The 23951-nt window shown below is 71.9% G+C and carries 24 protein-coding genes and 1 riboswitch; of the genes, 12 read left to right on the top strand and 12 right to left on the bottom strand.

From position 1 onward, the window contains the following. Positions 1-7 precede the first annotated feature (7 nt). The 5 genes from ACPOLA_RS05210 to ACPOLA_RS05190 are packed head-to-tail and all read right to left on the bottom strand — an operon-like array spanning position 8 to position 4092. A complete protein-coding gene (locus ACPOLA_RS05210) occupies positions 8-952 on the bottom strand; it encodes an ROK family protein (RefSeq protein ID WP_435769337.1) in 945 nt (314 codons plus the stop codon). A gap of 8 nt (positions 953-960) precedes the next feature. Further along, a complete protein-coding gene (locus tag ACPOLA_RS05205; protein WP_435769336.1) occupies positions 961-1911 on the bottom strand; it encodes an ROK family glucokinase in 951 nt (316 codons plus the stop codon). After that, positions 1908-2405 (bottom strand): hypothetical protein, encoded by a 498-nt coding sequence (locus ACPOLA_RS05200; protein WP_435769335.1) that lies wholly within the window; start codon positions 2403-2405, stop codon positions 1908-1910. The genes ACPOLA_RS05205 and ACPOLA_RS05200 overlap by 4 nt, the downstream gene beginning before the upstream one ends. Continuing rightward, entirely contained in the window at positions 2402-3613 is a 1212-nt protein-coding gene (locus tag ACPOLA_RS05195; RefSeq protein ID WP_435769334.1) for an ArsA family ATPase, read from the bottom strand. Before ACPOLA_RS05195 ends, ACPOLA_RS05200 begins: the two co-directional genes overlap by 4 nt. Before the next feature lie 20 nt (positions 3614-3633). Continuing rightward, positions 3634-4092, bottom strand: a complete 459-nt coding sequence (locus ACPOLA_RS05190; RefSeq protein ID WP_435769333.1) for an SRPBCC family protein — start codon at positions 4090-4092, stop codon at positions 3634-3636. An 86-nt stretch (positions 4093-4178) separates the two neighbouring features. Here ACPOLA_RS05190 and ACPOLA_RS05185 point away from each other — a divergent pair, with 86 nt between their 5' ends. The 10 genes from ACPOLA_RS05185 (at position 4179) to ACPOLA_RS05140 (ending at position 15262) form a co-directional block, all read left to right on the top strand. Beyond that, positions 4179-5969, top strand: a complete 1791-nt coding sequence (locus tag ACPOLA_RS05185) for an AMP-dependent synthetase/ligase (protein ID WP_435769332.1) — start codon at positions 4179-4181, stop codon at positions 5967-5969. Between the two features lie 218 nt (positions 5970-6187). Next, on the top strand, positions 6188-6877 hold the full coding sequence (cpaB, locus tag ACPOLA_RS05180; protein ID WP_435769331.1) for a Flp pilus assembly protein CpaB: 690 nt from the start codon (positions 6188-6190) through the stop codon (positions 6875-6877). A gap of 6 nt (positions 6878-6883) precedes the next feature. Beyond that, the gene (locus tag ACPOLA_RS05175) at positions 6884-8071 is read left to right on the top strand and encodes a CpaE/TadZ family protein (protein WP_435769330.1); all 1188 of its coding nucleotides are present in this window, start codon (positions 6884-6886) and stop codon (positions 8069-8071) included. After that, positions 8071-9597: a TadA family conjugal transfer-associated ATPase gene (locus tag ACPOLA_RS05170; RefSeq protein WP_435769329.1), complete on the top strand. Its 1527-nt coding sequence runs from the start codon at positions 8071-8073 to the stop codon at positions 9595-9597. The genes ACPOLA_RS05175 and ACPOLA_RS05170 overlap by 1 nt, the downstream gene beginning before the upstream one ends. Further along, positions 9597-11516, top strand: a complete 1920-nt coding sequence (locus ACPOLA_RS05165) for a type II secretion system F family protein (RefSeq protein WP_435769328.1) — start codon at positions 9597-9599, stop codon at positions 11514-11516. The genes ACPOLA_RS05170 and ACPOLA_RS05165 overlap by 1 nt, the downstream gene beginning before the upstream one ends. Further along, positions 11516-12436, top strand: coding sequence for a type II secretion system F family protein (locus ACPOLA_RS05160; protein ID WP_435769327.1), 921 nt, complete (start codon positions 11516-11518; stop codon positions 12434-12436). The genes ACPOLA_RS05165 and ACPOLA_RS05160 overlap by 1 nt, the downstream gene beginning before the upstream one ends. Before the next feature lie 18 nt (positions 12437-12454). Continuing rightward, positions 12455-14026 carry a sensor histidine kinase gene (locus ACPOLA_RS05155; protein WP_435769326.1) on the top strand — a complete coding sequence of 524 codons (1572 nt, stop codon included), beginning with the start codon at positions 12455-12457 and terminating at the stop codon, positions 14024-14026. Beyond that, on the top strand, positions 14023-14673 hold the full coding sequence (locus ACPOLA_RS05150) for a response regulator transcription factor (RefSeq protein WP_435769325.1): 651 nt from the start codon (positions 14023-14025) through the stop codon (positions 14671-14673). Before ACPOLA_RS05155 ends, ACPOLA_RS05150 begins: the two co-directional genes overlap by 4 nt. Before the next feature lie 161 nt (positions 14674-14834). Then, on the top strand, positions 14835-15029 hold the full coding sequence (locus tag ACPOLA_RS05145) for a Flp family type IVb pilin (RefSeq protein ID WP_435769324.1): 195 nt from the start codon (positions 14835-14837) through the stop codon (positions 15027-15029). A gap of 71 nt (positions 15030-15100) precedes the next feature. Continuing rightward, entirely contained in the window at positions 15101-15262 is a 162-nt protein-coding gene (locus ACPOLA_RS05140) for a Flp family type IVb pilin (protein ID WP_435769323.1), read from the top strand. A gap of 9 nt (positions 15263-15271) precedes the next feature. On the opposite strand, the gene ACPOLA_RS05135 is transcribed toward ACPOLA_RS05140, so the two are convergent. From ACPOLA_RS05135 to ACPOLA_RS05120, 4 genes are all read right to left on the bottom strand, one after another. Continuing rightward, positions 15272-16528, bottom strand: coding sequence for a M48 family metallopeptidase (locus ACPOLA_RS05135; protein ID WP_435769322.1), 1257 nt, complete (start codon positions 16526-16528; stop codon positions 15272-15274). Continuing rightward, entirely contained in the window at positions 16525-17748 is a 1224-nt protein-coding gene (locus ACPOLA_RS05130; RefSeq protein ID WP_435769321.1) for a hypothetical protein, read from the bottom strand. Before ACPOLA_RS05130 ends, ACPOLA_RS05135 begins: the two co-directional genes overlap by 4 nt. Continuing rightward, complete coding sequence (locus tag ACPOLA_RS05125) at positions 17745-18743, bottom strand: C40 family peptidase (protein ID WP_435769320.1); 999 nt, start codon at positions 18741-18743, stop codon at positions 17745-17747. The genes ACPOLA_RS05130 and ACPOLA_RS05125 overlap by 4 nt, the downstream gene beginning before the upstream one ends. 27 nt (positions 18744-18770) lie before the next feature. Then, positions 18771-18921, bottom strand: a riboswitch (cyclic di-AMP (ydaO/yuaA leader). A 174-nt stretch (positions 18922-19095) separates the two neighbouring features. Continuing rightward, positions 19096-19326: a hypothetical protein gene (locus ACPOLA_RS05120; RefSeq protein ID WP_435769319.1), complete on the bottom strand. Its 231-nt coding sequence runs from the start codon at positions 19324-19326 to the stop codon at positions 19096-19098. 132 nt (positions 19327-19458) lie between these two features. Between ACPOLA_RS05120 and ACPOLA_RS05115 the strand changes: the two genes are divergently transcribed. After that, entirely contained in the window at positions 19459-21213 is a 1755-nt protein-coding gene (locus tag ACPOLA_RS05115; RefSeq protein WP_435769318.1) for a DEDD exonuclease domain-containing protein, read from the top strand. Next, positions 21210-21488 carry an Lrp/AsnC family transcriptional regulator gene (locus tag ACPOLA_RS05110; protein ID WP_435769317.1) on the top strand — a complete coding sequence of 93 codons (279 nt, stop codon included), beginning with the start codon at positions 21210-21212 and terminating at the stop codon, positions 21486-21488. Before ACPOLA_RS05115 ends, ACPOLA_RS05110 begins: the two co-directional genes overlap by 4 nt. 18 nt (positions 21489-21506) lie before the next feature. Here the strand turns inward: ACPOLA_RS05110 and trpD are convergent, their stop codons facing one another. Genes trpD through ACPOLA_RS05095 form a run of 3 tightly spaced genes read right to left on the bottom strand, consistent with a single transcriptional unit; the run spans position 21507 to position 23885 of the window. Continuing rightward, positions 21507-22538, bottom strand: a complete 1032-nt coding sequence (gene trpD, locus ACPOLA_RS05105) for an anthranilate phosphoribosyltransferase (protein WP_435769316.1) — start codon at positions 22536-22538, stop codon at positions 21507-21509. 7 nt (positions 22539-22545) lie between these two features. Next, a complete protein-coding gene (locus ACPOLA_RS05100) occupies positions 22546-22947 on the bottom strand; it encodes an Rv3143 family two-component system response regulator (RefSeq protein WP_435769315.1) in 402 nt (133 codons plus the stop codon). Positions 22948-22958: 11 nt separating this feature from the next. Further along, entirely contained in the window at positions 22959-23885 is a 927-nt protein-coding gene (locus ACPOLA_RS05095; protein WP_435769314.1) for a cytochrome c oxidase assembly protein, read from the bottom strand. Between the last annotated feature and the right edge of the window lie 66 nt (positions 23886-23951).

Below are 23951 nucleotides of genomic sequence, written 5' to 3'. Positions count from 1 at the left end.
CGAGCGCCTAACGGCCGTCGCGGGCGAGGAGCGCCGCCCCGACGGCTCCGGCCTCGGGTCCGAAGCGGGCGGCGACCAGCTCGGGCACGGTGCGGTAGCTCGTGCCCTGCAGCGAGTCGCGCAGCGCGGCGCGGGCGGGGTCGAGCAGCAGGTCGCCGACCGAGGAGACGCCGCCACCGACGACCACCAGGCGAGGATCGAACGCCGACACCAGCCCGGCCGCGCCGACCCCGAGCCAGGTGCCGACCGACGCGAACGCCTGGCGCGCCACCTCGTCGCCGGCCCGAGCCATCGCGGTGACCTCCGGTCCGTCGAGGTGCCGGCCGAGCGCCACCCGGGTGACCCGCTCGAGCGCCCGGCCGCTGCAGTACTGCTCCCAGCAGCCGCGAAGCCCGCACTCGCAGGCCAGCCCGTCCGGGACGACCTGCATGTGGCCGAACTCGCCGGCCAGACCGTGCACGCCGCGCACCAGCCTCCGGTCCAGGACCAGCGCGCCACCGATGCCGGTGCCGATCGTGATCATCAGCATCGCGTCCACCCCGCGGGCCGCCCCGGCCGCGAGCTCCGCGAGGGCGGCGCAGTTGGCGTCGTTGTCGAGCACCACCCGGGTCGCTCCGCCCGCCCGTCCGGCCGCGGCGTGCACGCGGTCGCGAAGCCGTCGCTCGAGCCGCGCGCGCAGCGGTACGTCGCGCCAGGGCAGGTGCGCCCCGAAGAGGAAGCGCTCACCGGGGCCGTCCACCAGCCCCGCGGCGGAGACCCCGACCGCCGCCGGCGGCACGTCGGCGAAGACGTCCAGGGCGGCCGCGACCACCGCCTCCTCCACCTCCGACTCCGGCGCGGTGCGCCCCGGCATCGGCCGGGTCGACACGGCCTCGACCTCACCGTCCCCGCCGAGCCGCACCGCGAGGACCTTGGTGCCGCCGACGTCCACGCCGACGAACTCACCGGCCACGGCGAGCCTCAGCGCCGCGCGAGGTCCGCGGCGCCGATCACGCCGGCGCGGTTGCCCAGCTCGGCGAGCCGGATGTCGGCATGGGGCCGAAACCCGCGGCCGGTCAGCTCCTTGCGGAACGAGGCACGCAGCGGGTCGAGCAGCAGGTCGCCGGCCTCGCTCACCCCGCCGCCGATCACGATGACCGCCGGGTCGAGGACCGCCACCAGGGAGGCGATGCCATGGCCGAGCCAGCCGCCGAGCAGCTCGAACTGCTCGACCGCGAAGCGGTCGCCCGCCCTGGCCGCCTCCGTGATCATCGGCCCGGTGATCGCGCTCGCGTCGCCGCCGGCGCGCTGCACGAGGTCGCGAGCCAGCAGCGAGCCGGCCGCCACCGCCTCCCGGGTCTCCCTGACCAGCGCCGTCCCGCTGCCGTACTGCTCGAGACAGCCGCGGTTGCCGCAGCCGCACTGACGACCCTCGGGCACCACGCACAGGTGACCGATCTCGGCCGCCACGCCGTGAGCACCCCGCAGCAGGTGGCCGTCGGCGATGACGCCGCCGCCCACGCCGGTGCCCACGGTGACCATCAGCTGGTCGTCCACGTCCCGCCCGGCGCCGTACCGGAACTCGCCCCAGGCCGCCGCGTTGGCATCGTTCTCCACCACGACCGGCACGCCGACCAGGTGGGACAGGTCGGCGCCGAGCGGCTCGTTGCGCCAGGCGATGTTGGGGGCGAAAAGGACCGTCGAGCGGTCGGAGGCGATGTAGCCGGCCGCGCCGACACCGACGGCCTCGACGGGGTGCGCTGCGGACAGGTCGCCGACGAGCGCGGCCGCGGCCCGCTCCATCGCCTGCGGGTCGGTGGCGGGCGAGACCACCCGCGACTCGGCGAGGATCCGCCCCTCGGGGTCGACGACGGCACCCGCGATCTTGGTGCCGCCGATGTCGATCCCGCAGGTCAGGGAGGAGACGCTCACCGGCCACCTCCGGGGACGTCGTCGGAGCCGGCCCCGTCGGCCCCGTCGGCGTCTGCATCGTCGAGGTCGATCCGCTGCACGTCCCTGCCGCGCGCGCCGCCGCCGCTCGTACCTGCCGGCGGCGCCGTCTCCAGCAAGCCGGCGGCCGCCTGGAGCAGCGACGACGCCGCCACGCTGAGGTGGGCGCGCACCTCGGGCGACGTGTGCCGCACCGCGTGCACGACCCGGCACACCGGGCAGTACCGGCACTCGGCACTGTCGGTGGCGACGTGTTCGTTCAGCTCGTGGGCCAGCGCGGCGGCCTGGCCGGCGAGCCCGCCCACCGCGTCGGACGCGCCGCCCGACTGCTGCCGAGCCAGGTCGGCGAGCGTCCCGAAGAGCCGGAGCGCCTCCTCACCGACGCTGCCCACGTCCTGGTGGGCGCCTCCGGCGCGCCGACCGTCGGCCGGCCCGTCGTCTCCGTGCTGTCCGGGAGCCTCGTCACGGTCACTCATCGCGCTCCTCCTGCCGCGGGCCGGGCCGCGGCGTCCTCCTCGCCGAACCGCACCCGCAGCTCGCCGTCCACCACCCGTGCACCCTGCACGCGGAGCCGCGCGATGCCGGCGGGCAGCGTGAGCAGCCGTCGCGCGGAGCCGACCGTCACCACGAGCTCGTCGCCGTTGCGAGCGAGGTCGACCTCCGCGCGGGTGACGAACGGCAGTGCCAGGTGCAGCACCGCCGTTCCCGGCGCGGGCCGGGTGACCCGGAACGGGCCCTCACCCACCGGCGGCGCGAGCGGGTCGTCGTCGCCGTACAGCTCGGCGGCGAGCTGCGAGAGTGCCTCCACGCCGACGGGCTCCGCGGGCAGGTACTCCGACCGCCAGATCGGCAGCCCGGCGAAGGACTGCGCGACCTCGGTCAGGACCGACTGCTGCGCGTCCACCCAACCGGCGCGCCACGCGTCGCCGGCGGCGTCGGGGAAGACCCGGTTCGCCACCACGCCGTCGACCCGGTAGCCGAAGAGGCACAGGCTGGTGAACGCCCGACGCGCCTCGGCCAGCACCACCTGCTCGGGCGTGAGCACCAGCCGCACGCTGGCGTCCGCACCGGAGAGCAGGTCGTGCACCTCGTCGAGCTCGCCGTGGAGCCGGGTGACCGCGTCGAACACCGCGTCGCCCGGCATCGGGACTCCGGCGGCGCGGTTGAGGACCGGACGCAGCGCCTTCACGAGGCGACGCTGGATGGGCAGCAGCCGCTCGAGGTACCAGCCCAGCGCCTCCGGGAGCGCCAGCAGGCGCAGCGTCTCGGCGGTCGGCGCGCAGTCGACCACGATCACGTCCCACCGGCCGGTGCGCGCGTGCTGGCGGAGCTCCAGCAGGGCCAGCACCTCCTCCGCGCCCGGGATGACGGTGATCTCCTCGGCCGCGACCGGGTCCATGCCGACCGCGTCCAGCACCGAGAGCAGGTAGCCCTGGATGTCGGCCCACGACTGCTCGAAGCGTCGCTGCGCGTCGACGTGCTGGAGGAACAACGAGGGCGAGATCTCGGTGGGCTCCGCGGGACGGACGTCGGCGCCGGCGCCGTACGCGTCGGCCAGCGAGTGCGCGGCGTCCGTCGAGATCACCAGGGTGCGGAGCCCGCGCGACGCCGCGAGCGCAGCAGTCCCCGCGGCGACGGTCGACTTGCCGACGCCGCCCTTGCCGGTGAACAGGAGGATCCGCACGCGCTGGCCCCGTCGCGCCGTCAGGCGCCGGACTCGACGCGCTTCTTCAGACCCTTGAGCGCGGTGTCGATCAGGATCTTCTCGCCCTTGCGCTTGAGCATCCCGATGAGCGGGATGGAGACGTCGAGGGCGAGGCGGTAGGTCACCTCGGTGGTGCTCGGCGCGGTCTCCCGCAGCACGTAGGCGCCGTCGAGCGCCTTGAGCATCTTGCCCTCGACGAGGGTCCAGGTGACCTGACGGTCGCCGTCCCAGTCGTAGGCCAGCGTGTACTCGTCCTTGATCGGCGACACGTCCAGCGCGAAGAACACCTTGCGCGCGCGCCCGGCCTGACGCGGGTCGCCGTCGTCGTAGGTCTCGCGGACCTCGGCGACCGTGACGCCCTTCGCCCACTGGGGGTAGGCCTCGAAGTCGGCGATCACGGCCATCACATCCGTCGCGGGGGCGTCGACGAGGATCGACGAGGACGTCTGTTCGGCCATGCGCGCAGGCTACCGGACGAGGCACCGCGGGATGTCCGCGGTCGCGCCCGGGAGTAACCTGCCAGCGGCCCCAACCAGGAGGAACGGTGCGCGAGTACTCCACCCCGCAGACCGTCGAGGTCGCCACCACCGGCAACCTGACCGACGATGTCGTCCGCAACGCCGACGAGGCGCCGGAGGCCGTGCAGTTCAGCCGCCCCGACGGCGACGACGGCTGGGACGACGTCACGTGCCTGGCCTTCCTCCAGGAGGTCACCGCGGTCGCCAAGGGCCTCGTCGCCGCGGGGATCGGCCCCGGCGACCGCGTCGCGATCATCTCCCGCACCCGCTACGAGTGGACCCTCCTGGACTACGCCGGCTGGTTCGCCGGGGCGGTGACGGTGCCGATCTACGAGAGCTCCTCGGAGGACCAGATCCGGTGGATCCTCGACGACTCCGGTGCCCGGGCGGTCGTCGTGGAGGACGCCCGGCTCCAGGCGAGGGTGGAGGCGGTCGGAGCGGGGCTGCCCCGACTGGAGCACGCATGGGTGATCGAGGACGGCGCGGTCGACATGCTCGCCGAGCTGGGCGCCGACGTGCCCGACGACGAGCTCGAGCGGCGTCGTACGGCCGCGGCGCCGGAGGACCTCGCCACCCTGATCTACACCTCGGGCACCACGGGCAAGCCCAAGGGCTGCATGATCACGCACGGCAACTTCGAGACCGAGCTCGGTGTGGCCGTCCACGAGCTCCAGCGACTCTTCGAGGCCGACGACGCCTCGACGCTTCTCTTCCTGCCGCTCGCCCACGTGTTCGCGCGGATCATCCAGGTCGGCTGCGTGAAGTCGCGGACCCGGCTGGGCCACAGCGGCGACATCAAGAGCCTGCTCCCCCAGCTGGCGACGTTCCGGCCGACGTTCATCCTCGCCGTCCCCCGGGTCTTCGAGAAGGTGTTCAACACCGCCTCGCAGCGTGCCACCGCGGACGGCCGGGGCAAGGTGTTCGACCGGGCGGCCGAGGTCGCGATCGCCTACTCGCGCTCGCTCGACGGCGGCCGGGTGCCGCTGCGGGTGCGGGCCCAGCACGCCGCGTTCTCGCGCCTGGTCTACGGCAGGCTCCGCACCGCGCTGGGCGGCGAGTGCCGGTTCGCCGTCTCCGGCGGCGCGCCCCTCGGCGAGCGGCTCGGGCACTTCTACCGCGGCATCGGGGTCACGGTGCTCGAGGGCTACGGCCTGACCGAGACGACGGCGGCCCTCACCGTGAACCTTCCCGACGCCCTGAAGGTCGGGACCGTGGGGCGGCCCCTACCCGGCACCGCGGTCCGCGTCGCCGACGACGGCGAGCTGCTGTTCCGTGGCGGCCAGGTGTTCCGCGGCTACTGGCGCAACCCCGACGCGACGGCGGAGACCCTCGACGCGGACGGCTGGATCCACACCGGCGACGTCGGCGAGGTCGACGACGAGGGCTTCGTCCGGATCACGGGCCGCAAGAAGGAGATCCTGGTGACGGCCGGCGGCAAGAACGTCGCGCCGACGGTGCTCGAGGACCGCGTGCGCGCCCATCCCCTGGTCAGCCAGTGCCTCGTCGTCGGCGACGGGCAGCCCTTCATCGGCGCGCTGGTGACGATCGACGAGGAGGCCCTCCCGTTCTGGGCCGAGCAGCACGGCAAGTCCGGCGGCGTCACCGACCTGATCGACGACGACGACCTCCGCGCCGAGGTCCAGGCGGCGGTCGACGAGGCCAACAAGGCGGTGTCGAAGGCGGAGTCGATCCGCAAGTTCACCATCCTGCCGACCGACTGGACCGAGGAGGCGGGGCAGGTCACCCCCAGCCTCAAGCTGAAGCGCAACGTTGTGATGCGGGAGTGCCGCGACGAGATCGCGGCCCTCTACGAGTGACCGTGGCCGAGGACCCGGGACCAGGGTCCCGATTCACGGCGGACCCGGCGCGGTAACTTTTCGGTTTTCAACCACCGTCCGACAGCCAGGGGTTACCCTCGGCGTGCGTCCCGGCTTGGGAGGGCAGGGCGCGTTCGGAGTAGCCGGCGAGCCTCTCGGAGGAGAGCAGGCCGCCGGCCCATGGGGAGCGGGAGGGCTCTGAAGTGGAACGACGCAGGTTGCTGCTCGTCGTCGCGGCGGTCATCGCCGCCCTCGGCGTGGCGCTCGTCTTCGTCTACGCCCGAGGGGCAGAGGCGCGGGCGGCGGACAGGTACGACTCGGTCGAGGTGCTGACGGCGTCGCAGAAGATCGCGCCCGGCGAGAGCATCGACGACGCACTCGAGTCGGGCAAGGTCCAGCTCGCGCACGTCGCGAAGGCGCAGCTGCTGGAGGGCGCCAGCAAGGACTCGAAATCGTTGCGCGGCAAGGTCGCTCTGACGACGATCCATCCGGGAGAGCAGCTCATCCCGGCGAAGTTCGGCGGAGCAGGGGATCCGCTCGACGTCGCAGCGCTTCCCATCCCGAAGGGTCTGCTGACGAAGACGGAGGACTTCAACCTGCCTTTGGGTGCATTCATCCTGCCGGGGTCCGAGGTCGCCATCTTCGCGACCGGAGTCGCGCAGAAGACCTGCCTCCTCCTGCCGCGTGTTGCCGTCGTGGCTGTCGGCACCGACCTGTCCAGTGCCAGCGAGGACGAAGCCGATCTGGAGGAGACCAAGGCGCCGCCGCTGACGATCGCCCTCAGCCAGGACGACTTCCAGGCTCTGGAGAGCGCGAAGCAGAACGGAGAGCTGTCGGTCGCGCTGCTCAACTCCGAGAGCAAGGTCCGACCGAGCTGCCCCGGCGCCGGCGGCGGAAACAACGGGTGACATCCCATGCCGGTTCTGGTGGAGCAGGAAGCTGCGCTCGTGGAGAGTTTGCTGCGCGCCATGCCTGCGGGCGCTCACGCTGTCCCTACCCTCGATCGCGTCCACGCCTGGCTCGAGCAGCACCCTGACGAGTACGCCGTCGTCCTCGGGGAGAGCGTTCCCCTGGAGACCGCGCTGGTCACGTCCGAGGACCTCCGGATCCGCCGCCCCACGGTCAGCGTGGTGCTGGTCCGGGACCAGTTCGACACCGACGTCCTCACCAAAGCCATGCAGGCCGGCGTGCGCGACGTCGTCGTGACGTCCGACGATGACAAGAGCCTCACCAAGGCTGTCGAGCGCGCTCAGCAGCTCTACGAGGCGCTGCGGGGACCGGGTGGCGTCCGTCAGCAGGGCCGGATCGTCACGGTGTTCTCGCCCAAGGGTGGTGTCGGCAAGACGACCTCCGCCGTCAACCTCGCTCTCGCGCTCGGAGACCGTGGTGCCCGCAAGGTCTGCCTGGTCGACCTCGACCTCGCGTTCGGCGACGTCGCCATCACCATGCAGCTCTTCCCCACCCACTCCATCGAGCAGGCGGTCGGGTCGGAGGACGCGATCGACCTCGCCATGATCGAGGGGCTGCTCACCCGGCACGAGGACTCGCTGACCGTGCTCGCCGCGCCGTCCCACCCCGACGTCCGGGAGCGAGTCACTCCCCTGCTGATCTCGCGCATCCTGCGAGCGCTGCGAGAGGGCTTCGACTACATCGTCGTGGACACGTCGCCGTCGTTCGACGACGCGACGCTCACCGCCCTCGACGAGACCGACGAGTGCGTGATCGTGGCCACCCTCGACGTGCCCACGCTCAAGAACGTCAAGGTGGCGCTGGAGACCATGGACATGCTCAACATCGCTCGTGGTCACCGGCATTTGATGCTGAACCGCGCTGACGACGCCGTGGGCATCAGCGTCGAGAAGGTCGAGAGCATCCTCGGGATGCCGGTGACCACCCGCGTGGCGACCGCCGTCGAGATCGCCGCCGCGACCAATGCCGGCACACCGATCGTCTCTCACAAGCCCGCCCACCCCGCCAGCGTCTCCTATGCGCAGCTCGCAGGTTCAGTCACGGGTGAGCCCGTCGGCGTGCCGGCTGGCATGGCCGCCGACGGCCCAGCGCCAGCTCGACAGCGCGGACTCTTCCGTCGAGGGAGGGCCTGATGACCAGCCTCTCGGACCGTCTCGCAGCAGCACGCCGCGATGCGACCGGCAACGCCGGGCCTGGTCATCCGGCGGCCACACCGCACGGCAGTGACGCGCCGCCGGCTGGCGCGGTCGCGGAGGACGGGCTGGCCGCCGCACCGGTCAACGTGACCCCATCGGAGGTCCGCTCCGGTGAGCCCGACGGCCCGCTGTCGAGCCGAGGCGCCGACGCCCGGCCCGCGTCCCGTCGCGCCTTGGTCAACCAGGAGCTCGACCGGATCGAGGAGCTGAAGGCCAGTGTGCACGTCGAGCTGCTCAAGCAGCTCGGCCCGCACCTGTACGACGCCGACATGGACCAGGACGAGCTCGACCAGACCGTCCGCAACGTGCTCTCCGAGGTGCTCGGCGCCCAGGACCGCCCGCTCAGCGCAGCCGACCGCGCTCGGGTGACCCAGGAGATCACCGACGACATCCTCGGCTACGGGCCGATCGACCCCTACCTGAGGGACCCGGAGGTCTCCGAGGTCATGGTCAACGGTCCCGACGACGTGTGGCTGGAGAAGAGCGGGCGCCTGATGAAGGCCGACGCCCACTTCGCCGACGAGGCACACCTGCGCCGCACGATCGACAAGATCGTGTCCCGCATCGGCCGCCGCGTCGACGAGTCCTCGCCCATGGTCGACGCCCGGCTCCCCGACGGCAGCCGGGTCAACGCGATCGTGCCGCCGCTGGCGATCGACGGCTCGGCCCTGACCATCCGCAAGTTCTCGACCGACCCGCTGACGGTGCAGGACCTGATCAACTTCGGGTCGCTCAGCCCGCAGACCGCCGACTTCCTCGACGCCTGCGTTCGCGGGCGGCTCAACGTCATCGTCTCGGGCGGCACAGGTGCCGGCAAGACCACGACCCTCAACGTGCTGTCGTCGTTCATCCCCACCGACGAGCGCATCGTGACGATCGAGGACGCCGCCGAGCTCCAGCTGAAGCAGGACCACGTCGTCCGGTTGGAGTCGCGGCCGGCCAACATCGAGGGCAAGGGAGCGGTCACCATCCGCGACCTCGTGCGCAACAGCCTGCGGATGCGTCCTGACCGCATCGTCGTCGGCGAGGTCCGGGACGCATCGGCCCTCGACATGCTCCAGGCCATGAACACCGGCCATGACGGCTCCATCTGCACCCTGCACTCGAACGGGCCGCGCGACACGCTCTCGCGAATGGAGACGATGGTCCTGATGGCCGGGATGGACCTGCCGATCCGGGCCATCCGCGAGCAGGTCGCCTCGGCCGTCGATCTGATCGTGCACCAGAGCCGGTTCAAGGACGGGTCCCGCCGGATCACCCACATCACCGAGGTCGAGCGCATGGAGGGCGACGTGATCACCCTCCAGGACATCTTCGTCTTCGACAACTCGGCCGGGTTCGACGAGAACGGTCGGATCCTGGGTCGACTCCGGTCCACCGGGCTGCGCCCGAAGTTCCTGGAGAAGCTCGCCTACGCCAATGTCACGGTCGACCCGATGACCTTCCGAACGGACACGATGTGATGCGTGCTCGACGGCTGCTGCTGTTGCTCGGCGCGCTGCTCGCCGCGTTCGTCCTCCCGGTCGGCCCAGCGGCGGCCGAGGAGGGCACCATCGCCCACGTCGAGTCCACGGGCGAGGGCATCCGCGTCCTCGTGAACGTGCCACCCGGCGTGCAGGTGATGCCCGCCGGCGTGACCGCCACCCTCGACGGCCAGGAGCTGCGGGCCGAGGCGGCGGACGCCACGGAGAGCTCGGCGGTCAAGCGGACCACCGTGCTCGCCATCGACACCAGCGGCTCGATGGCGCGTGGGGGGCGGTTCACGGCCGCCAAGGAGGCCGCCACGACCTATCTCGACACGGTTCCCGCCGACGTCGAGGTCGGCATCGTCACCTTCGACAACCAGGTGGAGGTCGCGCTCACGCCGACGACCGACCGGGCCGCGGCGCGGGCGGTCGTGGACGACCTGTCCCTGGCGCCGAAGGAGACCCTCCTCTACGACGGCGTGGTCGCCGCCGTGAAGGCTGCCGGCGAGGACGGACAGCGCAGTGTGCTCGTGCTCTCCGACGGAGCCGACACCGGCGGCACGGCCACCCTCCAGGACGTCACCGGCACCGTCGAGTCGACGAGCACCCTCGTGGACGTCGTCAGCCTGGGGCAGAGCGGCAAGGCTCTCGATCCCCTGCGCACCATGGCCGAGGCAGGCCGCGGGCGGGTGATCGAGTCGAGCGGAGCCGCGCTGGCCGACGCCTTCCGCACCGAGGCCGACGTGCTCGCCGGTCAGGTCCTGGTCACGGCGCCGTTGCCGAGCAGGTTCGACGCCACGGAAGCGACCGTCGAGGTCGTCCTTCCGACCGACGGGTCCGAGCCGATGGTCGCCCGAGCCTTCGCCACCATCCAGTCGGCGCCGAGCGAGGCACCCCTCGCGGAAGCACTCCCCACGCCCACCGCACCGGGCGGCTGGAACGCTCCGGGATGGCTTCTGTATGCCGGCATCGCGGTCCTGGCGGTCGGACTGATCTCTGTGGCAGTGCTCTTGGTGCCCGCCCGGCCAGCCCCGATGACGATCGCTGAACGCGTCGAGGCGTACAGCGGGCGGCCAGGAGCAGCCGACGAGAAGGTCACCAGCAAACACACCGCTGAGCCGGTTCTCGAGCAGGCCAGAGCGGCGGCTGAGGGCGTCCTGGAACGCAACAGCGGCCTCAACGACCGCCTCGTGCGGAAGCTGACCGCTGCGGGCAGCGAGTTCAAGCCCTCTGAGTGGCTGCTTGTCCACATCGGGACCGTGTTCGTCGCGGGCGTCGTCGGGTTCCTGATGGGTGGGGTGCTCGCGGGAGCCCTGATGATGGCGTTCGGGGCGCTGCTGCCGCCGTTCTACCTCCGCTTCAAGGCCGCGCGTCGTCGCCGAGCCTTCGAAGAGGCCCTTCCGGAGGTGCTGCAGCTTCTGGCGGGTGCGCTCAGCGCGGGGCTCTCCCTGGCGCAGGCGGTCGACACTGTGGTGCGCGAGGGCCCCGAACCGATTGCCTCCGAGTTCAGGCGCGTCCTGGTCGAGGCGCGGATCGGGGTCCAGCTCGAGGACGCGTTCGAGGGTGTCGCAGAGCGATTCCAGAGCCAGGACTTCGCCTGGGCCGTGATGGCGATCCGGATCCAGCGCCAGGTCGGAGGCAACCTGGCCGAGCTGCTGAAGACGGTGGCTGCGACGATGCGGGAACGCGCCTACCTCCGGCGTCAGGTGCGGACCTTGTCAGCGGAGGGACGGTTGTCTGCCATGTTGCTCTGTGCGCTACCCCCGCTGTTCGCCGGGTACCTGTTCCTCACGAACCGTACGTTCCTCGAGCCCCTCGTCGCGGACCCGCGAGGCTGGATGCTGAGTGCCGGCGGCGCTCTCTGGCTCGCAATCGGCGTGTTCTGGATGTCTCGACTGGTGAAGGTGGACATCTGATGCTTCTGCTTCTCGGCTTCGTTCTCGTTCTCGGCTCCGCCGCAACAGTCAGTGCGGCGTTGGCGAGGAACGAGCAACCGACCGGCCTGGCTCGTGCCCTCGACATCCTGGAGCAGCAGGGCCGCTCAGCCAGCGAGCTCGTCCCAGAGGTGGACCGGTCGTTCGGCGACCGGATCCTGGAGCCGTTGCAGGCACGGGCGCTCGGCTTGGGACGCCGGTTCACCGGCGCCGACAAGGCAGAGCGGATTCGCAAGAAGTTGGACTACGCCGGCAATCCCAGAGGCTGGACCGTAGACCGAGTCGTCTCGTTGAAGGTGATCGCCGCCGTGCTGCTGCCGGTCGCGACGCTCGTCTACGGTCTGCTGCTCGGCGCCTCCGCGAGCTGGCTCATCCTGTTGGTCGGCGGCGGAGCGGTGATCGGATTCTTCGCGCCCGACATCTACCTGTACCAGTGCGCCGAGAAGCGACGCGACCAGATCAAGCGATCGCTCGCCGACGCTGTGGACCTGCTCACGATCAGCGTGGAGGCCGGGCTCGGCTTCGACGCCGCCGTCCAGCAGGTCGCTAGGAACACCACCGGCGCACTCGCAGAGGAGTTCGCGAGAATGCTGCGCGAGATGCAGCTGGGGGTCGGGCGATCGGACGCGCTTCGCGCCATGGCCGACCGCACCGACGTCGAAGATCTGCACACCTTCGTCGGGTCGATGGTGCAAGCGGATGCCTTCGGCATCCCGGTCGGCCAGGTGCTCCGCGTTCAGTCCTCCGAGGTCAGGACCAAGCGGCGCCAGTACGCTGAGGAGAAGGCGCAGCAGGTGCCGGTCAAGATCATGATCCCGCTGATCCTGTTCATCCTTCCGTGCCTGTTCGTCGTGGTCATGGGCCCCGCCGTCCTCAACGCCATCGACAACTTCAACGGCTAGGCGGCCTAGGCTCGACACATGCCCACCAGCCAGACCCACGCCGTCGTGGGCGCAGCGCGCTTCTTCGCGCTGCTCGCCATCGGCATTCCGATTCTCTGGCTGCGCCAAGAAGAGGGGCTGGTTGCTCTCGTCGCACTGAGTGCCGTCTGGGTCTACCAGGGCGTCACGGCGACCCGGCGGGAGCTCGACCTGTCGCTGAGCCCGACCACTGAGGCGGCGGCGGTCGGAGTCATCTGCGCCCTCGGGATGACCTACGCCCCATCCATCCTCGCCGCATTGGTCGTTCCACCGCTCTACGCGACGGCGCTCGTCGGCGCTCGAACCATGGTTCGCACCGTCCTAGTCGAGCTCATCGCAGTGGTGGCCCTGGCACTGATGTGGTGGGAGGAGCTGACCGCCGAACAGGGTGTCTCCATCTTCACCTGGACCATGGCGGGAGTCGGTCTGAGCCTGATCGCCAGCGTGACGTTCACCAGCCGGGAGGCCGACCCGCTCGCGCCCTACCGGGACGCGCAGGCCCACCTCAAGCAGCTGCTCGACCTCTCCGGCAGCCTCAGCTCCGGGCTCGACGTCGGCGCCCTCGGTGGCGAGCTGCTCAGCCGGGTCAGTGACCAGATCCCGAACCGCGGCCTGGTGCTCTACGTGCCCCGCGGGGAGGCTCTCACCCCGGTGGCAGCCACCGTGGAGCTGGAGCCCGCCGACGCAACGGCGTGCGAGACGCTCGCCGGCGACGTCCGCAACATCGCCAAGGGCCAGCCGGAGACCATCCAGATCGGTCAGGGCTTCGCCTTCCGGGTGAGCGACCAGGCGATCGTCGCCGGCCTGAGGCCGGCGACCAACCACCGGAACAGTCGGCTCTACCTCCCCAAGCTGGCGCACGACCTAGGCGACAGCGCGGTCAAGCTGGACGCGGCCCTGCTGTTCGCGCAGTTCCGGGACGCCGCGACGGCGGACGAACGGCGGCGCTTGGCGCGGGAGATGCACGACGGCGTCGCGCAGGACATCGCCTCCCTCGGGTACATCATCGACGCGCTCGCCGCCCGCCCGGCCGACGAGCAGCAGGAGAAGTACTTCACCATGCTGCGCGAGCGGGTCTCGACCGTCGTCGCCGAGGTCCGCAGGTCGGTGATGAACCTGCGCACGAGCATCGGGGAGAACGAGAGCCTCGGTGGGGCCATCAGTGGCGTCGCCCGGCACCTCTCGGAGGCCTCCGGCATCCCGATCCGGGTGCGGCTGGACGAGCAGCCGCAGCGGCTGCGCCCCGAGGTGGAGGCCGAGCTCTTCCGGATCACCCAGGAGGCGATGAACAACGCCGTCAAGCACGCCCGCGCGACGGCGATCGACGTGCGCTGCCAGGTCTACGCCCCCGAGGCGCTCATCACGATCACCGACGACGGGGTGGGCCTCCAGTCCGCGCGCAGCGACTCGCACGGACTGAAGATCATGCGCGAGCGTGCCAGACTGATCGGTGCGGAGCTCGTCGTCCGCGACAACGCCAGCCGCGGGTTGACCGTCTCGGTCGCCTTGAAGACTCCGCGACCGACCGGGGCAGTCACCCGGCCGGCCACGACACGACAGGAGGCGCGATGAGCGAGACGATCAGGGTTCTGCTGATCGACGACCACGAGCTGATCCGGAGCGGGCTCGGGGCGGTGCTGGACCTGGAGCCGGACCTCGAGGTGGTCGCCACGGCCGGCTCGGTGGCCGAGGGCATCCAGCTATTCGAGGAGGTGGCGCCCGACGTCGTGGTGACCGACCTCCAGATGCAGGACGGCACCGGACTCGACGTCGTGCGCACCATCCGCAAGCAGAGCGACGACGTCGGCCTCATCGTGCTGACCATGCACTCCGGGGACGACCAGATCTTCGCCGCCATGCAGGCCGGCGCCTCCGGGTTCGTCGGCAAGGACGCCCCCTCGACCGAGGTGATCAAGGCGGCGCGCCACGCCGCGGTCTCTCCCAAGGCGTTCGTCTGCGCCGGCCTGGTCGGCGCGATGATGCGCCGACAGTCGGCGGAGTCGACGGCGCTGAGCGAGCGGGAGCACGACGTGCTGCTGCTGCTGGCCGAGGGTCTGAACGCCGCTGCGATCGGCCAGAAGCTCTACCTCTCCGAGTCCACCACGAAGTCGCACATCGCGCGGATCTACCAGAAGCTGGGCGCCGCCAACCGGGCTCAGGCCCTGGTCACCGCCATGCGCATCGGCCTCCTCTCCACGGTCCAGCCATCCGCGCGCTGACGCCGGTCTGACGCGTGTCGATCACCCCTCGGCTCGTAGTCCGAAGTGACTAGCGCGGAGCACACGAACTCCCGATCCGGTGGCGCTCCGAGTCCGGCAGAGTTCTGTTCATCGGGGAGCACTCCCCGGGGACACAGAACCAATGCTTAGGGAGCACCCCCATGATCCAGTACCTCCAGATCCTGCTGAACGCCCGCCTCGCCAAGGCTGACGAGCGCGGCGCGACGGCCGTCGAGTACGGCCTGCTCGTCGCCCTCATCGCCGCCGCGATCATCCTCGTGATCGGCTTCCTCGGCCAGGACATCCTCGGCGCCTTCAACACTGTCGAGGACAACATCGGCGGCAGCCAGGGCTGATCCGCCCACAACGTCGACGGCCGCGCTGGTTACCAGCGCGGCCGTTGCCATATCTGCGCTAGGACTGTGCTGTGAAACCACCGAACACGTCGGCTTGGACTCGCACCTCTGCGCGGGGGGCCACGGCGGTCGAGTACTCGTTGATCGCCCTCGCGATCGCGGCCGTCATCATCGGCGTCCTGACCTTCCTCGGTCCCGATGTGGTGACCCTCTACCAGTCCGTCGACTGGTAGAGCCGATCGTCATCGATCGCGAGCGAGGGCCACGCGCTCGAGCACCGTGGGGTGGGACCCGAACCACCAGTGCGACCACCGGGGCGGCGTCGGGTCGGCCACCGACCGCAGCGCGAGGCGACGCTGGAGCGCGACGAACGACTGTGGGGCGTCCGTCGCCTCCAGCGCATCCTGGTCGGCCCTGACCTCCAGCTGCCTGCTGATGCCGTTCTGCAGGGGCGCCACCAGCAGCGTGGCGACCGCCGCCAGCGCCAGCACCCGAGGCACCGCAGCCACGTCCGCGACACCCGCAGCCGGCCGGTCGGCTCCACGCGGCCCCCTCCTCCCGCCGGGCAGGACCGCGCCCAGCAGGCCGACGCCGACCAGCGCTCCGGCCGCCCCGAGCGCGGTGCCGGTCACCACGTCGCCGTGGCTCGCGTGGGCCAGCTCGTGCGCGACCACCGAGAGCGCCTCGTCCTCCGGGCTGCCTTCGACGAGCGTGTCGTACAGCACGACCCGTCGGGTCTGCCCGAACCCCGAGACGTAGGCGTTGAGCGTCGTCGTACGCCGGGAGGCGTCCGCGACGAGCACCTCGTCGACCTGCACCCCCTGCTCCCGGGCGAGCTCCAACACACCGGCACGCAGTGACCCGTCCGGCAGCGGCTCGAAGCGGTTGAACAACGGCTCCACGACCAGCGGATACACGAACGAGCCCACGACCACCAGGGCCGCCAGCCCGGTGCCGGCGACGGCCGGCCACGCCCGCGGCCAGCGCCGGGCGCACCCGACGAGCGCCAGGAGGGCCACCGACGTCGTCACGATGACGACCAGCTCCCCCTTCGCCAGGTCCACGGCCCACTGCGCCCAGCTTCCCGTCGCGAGCCCCTCCTCCAGGCGCAGCCGTCGTAGCGCCACTCCGAACGGCAACGTGACCAGACGACCGATCACGCTGAGCGCCGCGACGATGCCGATCACCTGCACCCACCAGCGGCCGGGCATCCGTCGGGCGAGGGCCTGCCCGCGCCGGGTGAATCCGAACCAGCAGGCGACCGCCACCGAGACCACCAGGGACGACCAGCTCCATACCCGCGACCAGAGTGCGAACCGCTCGGCCCGATCGATCTCCGCGGCCGAGAAGACCGACGATGCGGGGACAGGCTGGGGGATGCCTCCGGGCACCGGTTCCCACGGCACCCGGGCGACCGCCAGGAGGACGAAGGCTGCGGCGCCGATGAGTGCCGTGCCAAGGGCGACCCGGCGCGCGTCGGCGGCTCCTCCGGTCGTCACGGAGCCTCCGCCGGCACGTCGGCCACGTCGGCCACGTCGGCCAGCGTCGAGCGCCAGGCGGCGGTCAGCTCGGCGAGCGACCAGTCGAAGCGCTTCCGCAGCTCGCGCTCGAGGTCGCCGCCCCCGATCACCGCGTCGTAGAGACCCACGAGCGCCTCGCGCCCCCGGTGCTCGGCGAGGGTGACGCACGCCAACCACGCCGCCTCGTAGACGCTCCCGAGATGCCCGCTCGACGTGGCGAAGTCCGCCTCGGACGGAAGCGCGTCCGGCAGCCCGTCGGTCCGGACCTGCTTGATGATCTGCCCCGCGGTGCGGCTCAACGGCAGGTCGAGGTCGCGCAGGGCGATGTAGTCGGCGAAGCCCTCGACGAGCCACAGCGCGCTGGGCTCGGCTAGGGCAGCACCGGTGGCGGCGTGGACGGCCTCGTGCGTCATCACGACCTGCGCGGCGACCGGGTCGAGGTCGTCGTACACCGCCGGGTTGACGAAGACGTGCACCGGACTCTCGGGCGTGCGGCTTCCGTCGACCGGTGCCGTGACGGCGGCGATCGTCGCGTACTCGTCGCCGGCCACGCCGAGCGCGTCGTGCAGCCCCTCGACGTCCTCCGGGATCTCGACCACGAGCCGCGCCGGGCGGCGGAGCGCGGCGCGTACGTCGGCGACGGCGACCCTCGCCCACCGCGCGTAGCGGGCCATCTCCTCGGGCGGTCCCTGGCCGACCACCACGGCGCCCGGCGGACGGCGCACGACCACCGGGCCGTCCAGCCAGATGGGCAGCCGCTGGCCTGGTGCGCCGATGCCGGCGATCCTGCTGCCGCCTGCTGCGAAGGAGAACGGGACCTCGACCCGAGCCGCCTCCTCGTCGAAGCCGTCGACCCGCCAGGTGACGGCGACCAGCGCGTCCCAGGCGCCGGCGTCGCCGGTGCGCCCGGTCTCGGTCACGTATCGGAACGTGACGTCACTCAGTCCGATCTCCCGGGCGTTCGCCGCGACCGCCCCGAGGAGCTCCCGCGAACGGTCGTCGGAGCCGAGGTCCCGCGCCGCCGCGACGTCACCGGTCGACACCGCCTCCTGCAGGAAGGCCACGGTGGCGCCCGCAGCCGCCGGCCGGGCGACCTCGGACTGCTGCTCCGGTGGAGGCGCGACGTACTCGTCCGGCGAGCAGCCGCCCGCGAGGAGCGCGGCCGCAAGGAGGATCGCCGGGACGGTCCGTCGGTTCACCCAGGCCGGACCGCTCCGGCGTACGGCATGGAGTTGACGCCGGCCACCCGCACACCCGTGCTCGGGTTCGCCGCGTGCACGATCATGCCGTTGCCGATGTAGATGCCGACGTGGCTGATGGGGCTGTAGTAGAAGACGAGGTCCCCGGGCTGGAGCTGGCTCTGCGCGATGCGAGCGCCGCTCCCGTACTGCGCGCTCGACGAGTGCGGCAGACCGACGCCGGCCTGGCCCCAGGCGGCCATGGTGAGGCCCGAGCAGTCCCAGGCGTTGGGACCGGCCGCGCCGAAGACGTAGGCGTCGCCGACCTGGGCGAGCGCGAAGGCGACCGCCGCCTTCGCGCGGCCGGACGCCGGGATCGATGCGGCGTCGGGCGCGCGGGTCCCCCCGTCGCGAGAGATCACCTGCTCGCGCTCCTCGGCCTCGAGCTCGCCGAGCAGCTTCTCCGCCTCGGCCAGCTTGTCGTCGGCGGTGTCCTTCTCCTTCGCCAGCTTGGCCTCGAGCTCCGCGACGTCGTCGCGGCGCTTCTCGGTCTGGCTGCGCCGGATGTCGTAGGCCTCGCGCTCGTTGTCGTAGTCGGACAGGAGCGAGTCCTGCAGCCCGTCGATGGTCGACAGGGTGGCGAGCTGGTCCAAGAAGCCCTCGGAGTCGGCCGTCAGGAGCTCGCCGGTCGGACCGAGCGACCCGCTCTGGTAGCGCTGGATGATCGCGTCGCGCACGTCGGCGCGGACCCCGTCGAGCGCGTCGCCCTGACGGGCCTGGTCGGCCTCGAGGGAGTCGAGGTCCTTCTCGAGGTCGGCCAGCTCCAGGCGGGCGTCGTTGTAGCGCTCCGAGGCCTGCTCCGCCTCGTGGTAGAGGCGCTCGACCCGCTCGCGGACGGTGTCGATGTCGGGCTCGGCCTGCGCGGGGCTGACCGGGGCGCTCAGGGAGAGGCCGATGGATGCTGCGAGGGCGAGCGCGACGAGCGCTGCAGTGGTGCGGGTCCGGCCGTTCAGCACGGGCTGGCGGTCTCCTCTGGCTGTCGCACGCCTACCGGGTGAGCTGACGGGTTCGGGCACGACCTGCCCGTCCCGCACTCCTCGCTCCCCCACCGACGGTGGTGGCGCGCCTCGCGCGGGATTCACCCCAGAGTGGTTGGTTCCCCGGCTCCGGACTCCGAGCGGTCCGGACTCAGCGCGGTGCCCGCGCGGATCGGTCGACCCACTTCCACGGACACCTGAGCGAGCAGACTAATCCGCTGGCTGCACACGACCAAACCCTCCCCCGCGTGTTGCCGACGGCGCTGAGCCGCGGAGACCACATCAGTCACGGCGGTCACATCGGTTACACCGGCATCACCGGAGCGGGCGGTCAGGCCGACTCAACGTGCGGACCGTCGACGGGACCGTCCACCGGACCGTCGACCGGGCTGACCAGCCGGAGCGGCGGCACCAGGCCTCCCTCCGCAAGCGCGTCGAGCGCACGCAGCTCCTCGTCGTCGATGACCAGCTCCGGTGGCGGCCCGAGCAGGACGGTCACCACGCAGTCGTGGCACGCCAGGCCCCTCACCACACAGCTGTCGCAGTCGATCCTCGTCGTCATGCGACGAGGCTCCCAGGACCGGGCGACACAAAGCCGCCGGGCCGGGCGAGCGGGGCGCGCCCGGCAGTCCGCGTCCCGCGCTCCGCGCGTGGCTGCGCGGTCCTGTCGGGGGGTCGCCCTACGGTCGTGGCCATGAGCACCGCCCCCGTGACCGCCGCATCGGGCCGCTGGGACCGGCAACGCTCGTTCGACGAGCTGGGGCGGCCCTTGCACGACGTCACCTTCTGCGTCGTGGACCTGGAGACGACCGGCGGCTCGCCGGGCGACGGCGACCGGATCACCGAGATCGGCGCCGTGAAGGTCCGGGGCGGACAGGTCCTCGGCGAGTTCCAGACGCTGGTCAACCCGCACACCGCCATTCCCGCGTTCATCGCCGTGCTGACCGGCATCACCAACCGGATGGTCGCCGACGCACCACCCATCACCTCCGCGCTTCCGGCGTTCCTCGAGTTCGCATCCGGGTCGGTCCTGGTCGCGCACAACGCCCGCTTCGACGTCGGCTTCCTCAAGCACTTCGCCCAGGAGCAGGACATCCCGTGGCCGGCCTTCGAGGTGCTCGACACCGTGAAGCTCGCCCGCCACGTCGTGACCCGCGACGAGTCGCCGAACCACAAGCTGTCCTCGCTGGCGCGCGTCTTCCGCTCCGGCACGACGCCGAACCACCGTGCCCTCGAGGACGCGAGGGCGACCGTGGACGTACTCCACGGGCTGATGGAGCGCCTCGGCGGCCTGGGGGTGCACACGCTGGAGGAGCTGCAGGGCTACTCCTCCAAGGTCGCCTCCGCGCAGCGCCGCAAGCGTCACCTCGCCGACCGGCTCCCGCACGCCCCCGGCGTCTACCTCTTCCGCGACGAGAGGGAGCGGGTCCTCTACGTCGGCACCTCCAAGGACCTGCGTCGACGGGTCCGTTCCTACTTCACCGCCTCCGAGACGCGATCCCGCATCGGCGAGATGGTCCAGCTGGCGGCGGAGGTGACCGGCATCGTCTGCGCGACGCCGCTCGAGGCGGAGGTCCGCGAGCTGCGCCTGATCGCCGAGCACAAGCCGAGCTACAACCGCCGGTCCCGCCATCCCGAGAAGGTGACCTACCTCAAGCTCACCAGGGAGATCTGGCCGAGGCTGTCGATCGTGAAGCGGGTGCTCGACGACGATGCCGACTATCTCGGCCCCTTCTCCTCGAGAGCCTCGGCCGAGAGCACCCTCGCCGCCCTCCACGAGGTGTTCCCGATCCGGCAGTGCAACGACCGGCTCGGCCGACGGCCCTCCCGGTCTGCCTGCGTGCTCGCCGAGATGGCACGCTGCCTGGCCCCCTGCGACGGCAGCGTCGACGCCCACACCTACGCCGCCGTCGTCCGGCAGCTTCAGGACACGCTGCTGCGCCGCCCCGACGACGTGGTTGACCTGGTGAACGCCCGGATGACCGCTCTCGCCGAGCAGGAGCGCTTCGAGGAGGCCGCCCACCACCGCGACCGCCTCGCTGCCTTCATCCGCGCCGCGGCCCGGACGCAGCGACTCACGGCGCTGACCCGCTGCCCGGAGATCGTCGCCGTGCGCCGCGAGGAGGCCCTCGACGCGAGGCAGGACCACCGGCCGCAGTGGGTGGCCCACGTGGTGCGCCACGGTCGCCTGGCCGCCGCCGGCGTGATCCCGCCGGGCGCCGATGCGGTCGCCTACGTCGAGTCGCTGCGCGCCTCCGCCGAGACCGTGCTGCCGTCCGCCGGACCGGCACCCGCGGCCTCCGCGGAGGAGTCCGAGCGCATCCTCCGGTGGCTGGAGTCCCCCGGCGTCCGCCTCGTCGACGTCGTCGGCGAGTGGGCCTGCCCGGTCCGGGGCGCCGGCCGGCACGTGCCCCCGACCGGCCACGCACTCCCTAGAGTGACTCCATGATCACCGCCATCGTGTTCGTGCAGGCCGAGACCGACCGGATCCCCGAGGTCGCGGAGTCGATCGCGTCGCTGGACGGCGTGAGCGAGGTCTACTCGGTGACCGGCCAGATCGACCTCATCGCGCTGGTGCGCGTCAAGCGGCACGAGGAGATCGCCGACGTCGTCTCCGACCGGCTCAACAAGGTGGAGGGTGTCGTCGACACCGAGACCCACATCGCCTACCGGGCGTACTCCCGCCACGACCTCGAGGCGGCGTTCTCCATCGGACTCGACTGAGGCTGCCGCGGCCCGGACCTACGCCGACGCGGCCGCGACCCAGCGGTCCAGGGCAGCCTGGGCGGCGCCGGAGTCGATGGCCTCCGCGGCGCGCGCGATGCCCGCGGCGAGCGCCTCGTCGACCGGGTCGCCGGCGGCGTCGTACACCGCGAGGGCGGCACCGGCGTTGAGCAGCACCGCGTCGCGGACCGGCCCCTTGTCGCCGGCGAGCAGCCGCCGCACCACCTGCGCGTTGTGGTGCGCGTCGCCGCCGCGCAGGTCCTCGGTGGTCGCCGGCGCCAGGCCGTACGACGCCGGGTCGACGGTCGTGGTCGACACCTCGCCGTCGTGGACGACCCACAGCTGCGAGGTCGTGGTGGTCGTCAGCTCGTCGAGCCCGTCGTCGCCGCGGAACACCCAGGCGTCCACGCCGCGACGGGCGAACACGCCCGCCATCACCGGCGCCAGCCGCGGGTCGGCGCAGCCGATCGCCTGGGCGGCCGGCCGGGCCGGGTTGGACAGCGGCCCGAGGACGTTGAACGTGGTGCCGATCCCCAGCTCCTTGCGCGGCACCGCGGCGTGGCGCATGGCGGGGTGGAACGACGCGGCGAAGCAGAACGTGATCCCCGCCTCGGTGGCCACCCGTGCCACGCGGTCGGCGGGAAGGTCGAGCCGGACGCCGAGCGCCTCCAGCACGTCCGCCGTGCCGGCCTTCGAGGAGGCGGAGCGGTTGCCGTGCTTGACCACCCGGGCGCCCGCTCCCGCGGCGACGATCGCCGACATCGTCGAGATGTTGACCGAGAACGACCGGTCACCGCCCGTGCCCACCACGTCGAGCAGCCGCCCGGGCACCGAGATCGGGGTCATCACGGCATACATCGCGTCGACGAGGCCGGTGACCTCCTCGATCGTCTCCCCCTTGGCGCGCAGCGCGACGACGAAGCCGGCGATCTGGGCGGGCGTCGCCTCACCGGCGAGGATCTCCCCCATCGCCCAGGTCGCCTGGGCCGGGGTGAGGTCCTGCCCCGCGACCAGCGTGCCGAGAACGTCGGGCCAGGCCACGGCGCTCAACCGGCGCTCACGCCGGGACGCGCGTGCGGAGCAGCGAGACCACGGCCTCCGCGAGCTGGATCGGGTCGATCGGGTGGGGCACCGCGGCGTCGGCCCTCGACCAGGTGGCGAGCCACGCGTCCTGCGGGCGTCCGGTCAGGACCACGATCGGAGGGCAGTCCCGGATCTCGTCCTTGAGCTGCTTGGCGATGCCCAGGCCACCGGCCGGGACGGCCTCGCCGTCGAGGATCGCCAGTGCGACCTGGCCGGCGTCCAGGTTCTGGATCACCACCGGCTCCGTGGCGACCTCGACGTACTCCAGCTCCGGCAGGTCGGGGTGCGGCCGGCGGCCCAGCGCCAGGATGACCTGCTCGCGGGTGTGGACGTCGTCGCTGTAGACGAGCACCTTCAGGTTCTTCGGGGAGCTCACGCGGCGTGATGTTACTCCTGGGCGGCCCGCGCGCGAGCCTCCTCCCTGTCCAGCCGCCGGTCCACGCGGTCGGCCTCCTTCATCGACGCGCGCACCCACTGGACGAACAGCACCACGAAGAACAGCAGGCCCACCAGGTCGCCGGCACCCCACAGGATCCCGCCGGCGAGCTCCTGGTCGGCGTAGGGATCGGGCAGCCACGAGCCCATCGGCCCGTCGTGCAGCTCGGGATAGTGGTCGCCCCCGAGCAGCTGCTCCTGGCCCATGATCGTGACGCCGAGGAACGCGTGGAACGGGAGCGTCATCACGACGAGGAGCAGCCGGAAGGGGTGCGCCACCCGGCCCGGGAGCGGATCGACCCCGACGATGGGCCAGAAGAAGAGCGCCCCGACCGCGACGAGGTGGACGTGCATCATCTCGTGCACGTACGTCGAGCTCAGCGAGGCGTCGTACCAGCCGGTGAAGTAGAGCGCCCACGGCGAGACGACGTACAGGGCGAAGGTGAGCGGGGGGAACCCGAGCACCCGCGCCAGCCGGGAGTGCAGCACGGCGAGCAGCCACCTCCGTGGCGTCCGCGGCAGGGTCCGCAGCGCCAGGGTCACCGGCGCCCCGAGCGCCAGTGCCAGCGGCACGACCATGGACAGGACCATGTGCTGGACCATGTGGACGCTGAGGAGCACGGTGTCGTACGCGGCCAGCCCCGACGAGGTGGCGAGGTAGAAGGCGAGCATCCCACCGGCCCAGGCGAGCGTCCGTCCGACCGGCCAGCGGTCGCCGCGCCGCCGCAGCGCAGCGACCCCGATCGCGTAGAGACCGAGGCCCCAGACCGTCGCCACGAGCGGGATCGGCGCCAGCGACCACTCGGTCAGCAGCGCGCTCGCCCCGAACTCCGGAAGCGGCTCGACGGCCGACGCCGCCTGCGTCACCACCAGCCCCACGGGCACCTCCTCCGCCGCTTCGAGGGTAGGTCGCACCGGGGGACGCGCCAGAACGGGGGGTGCAGG

The sequence above is a fragment of the Nocardioides proteolyticus genome, assembly GCF_051280635.3.
GTDB lineage: Bacteria > Actinomycetota > Actinomycetes > Propionibacteriales > Nocardioidaceae > Nocardioides.
Note: the sequence above shows the minus strand (reverse complement) of the source record. Positions and strands in the feature narration are given on the sequence as shown.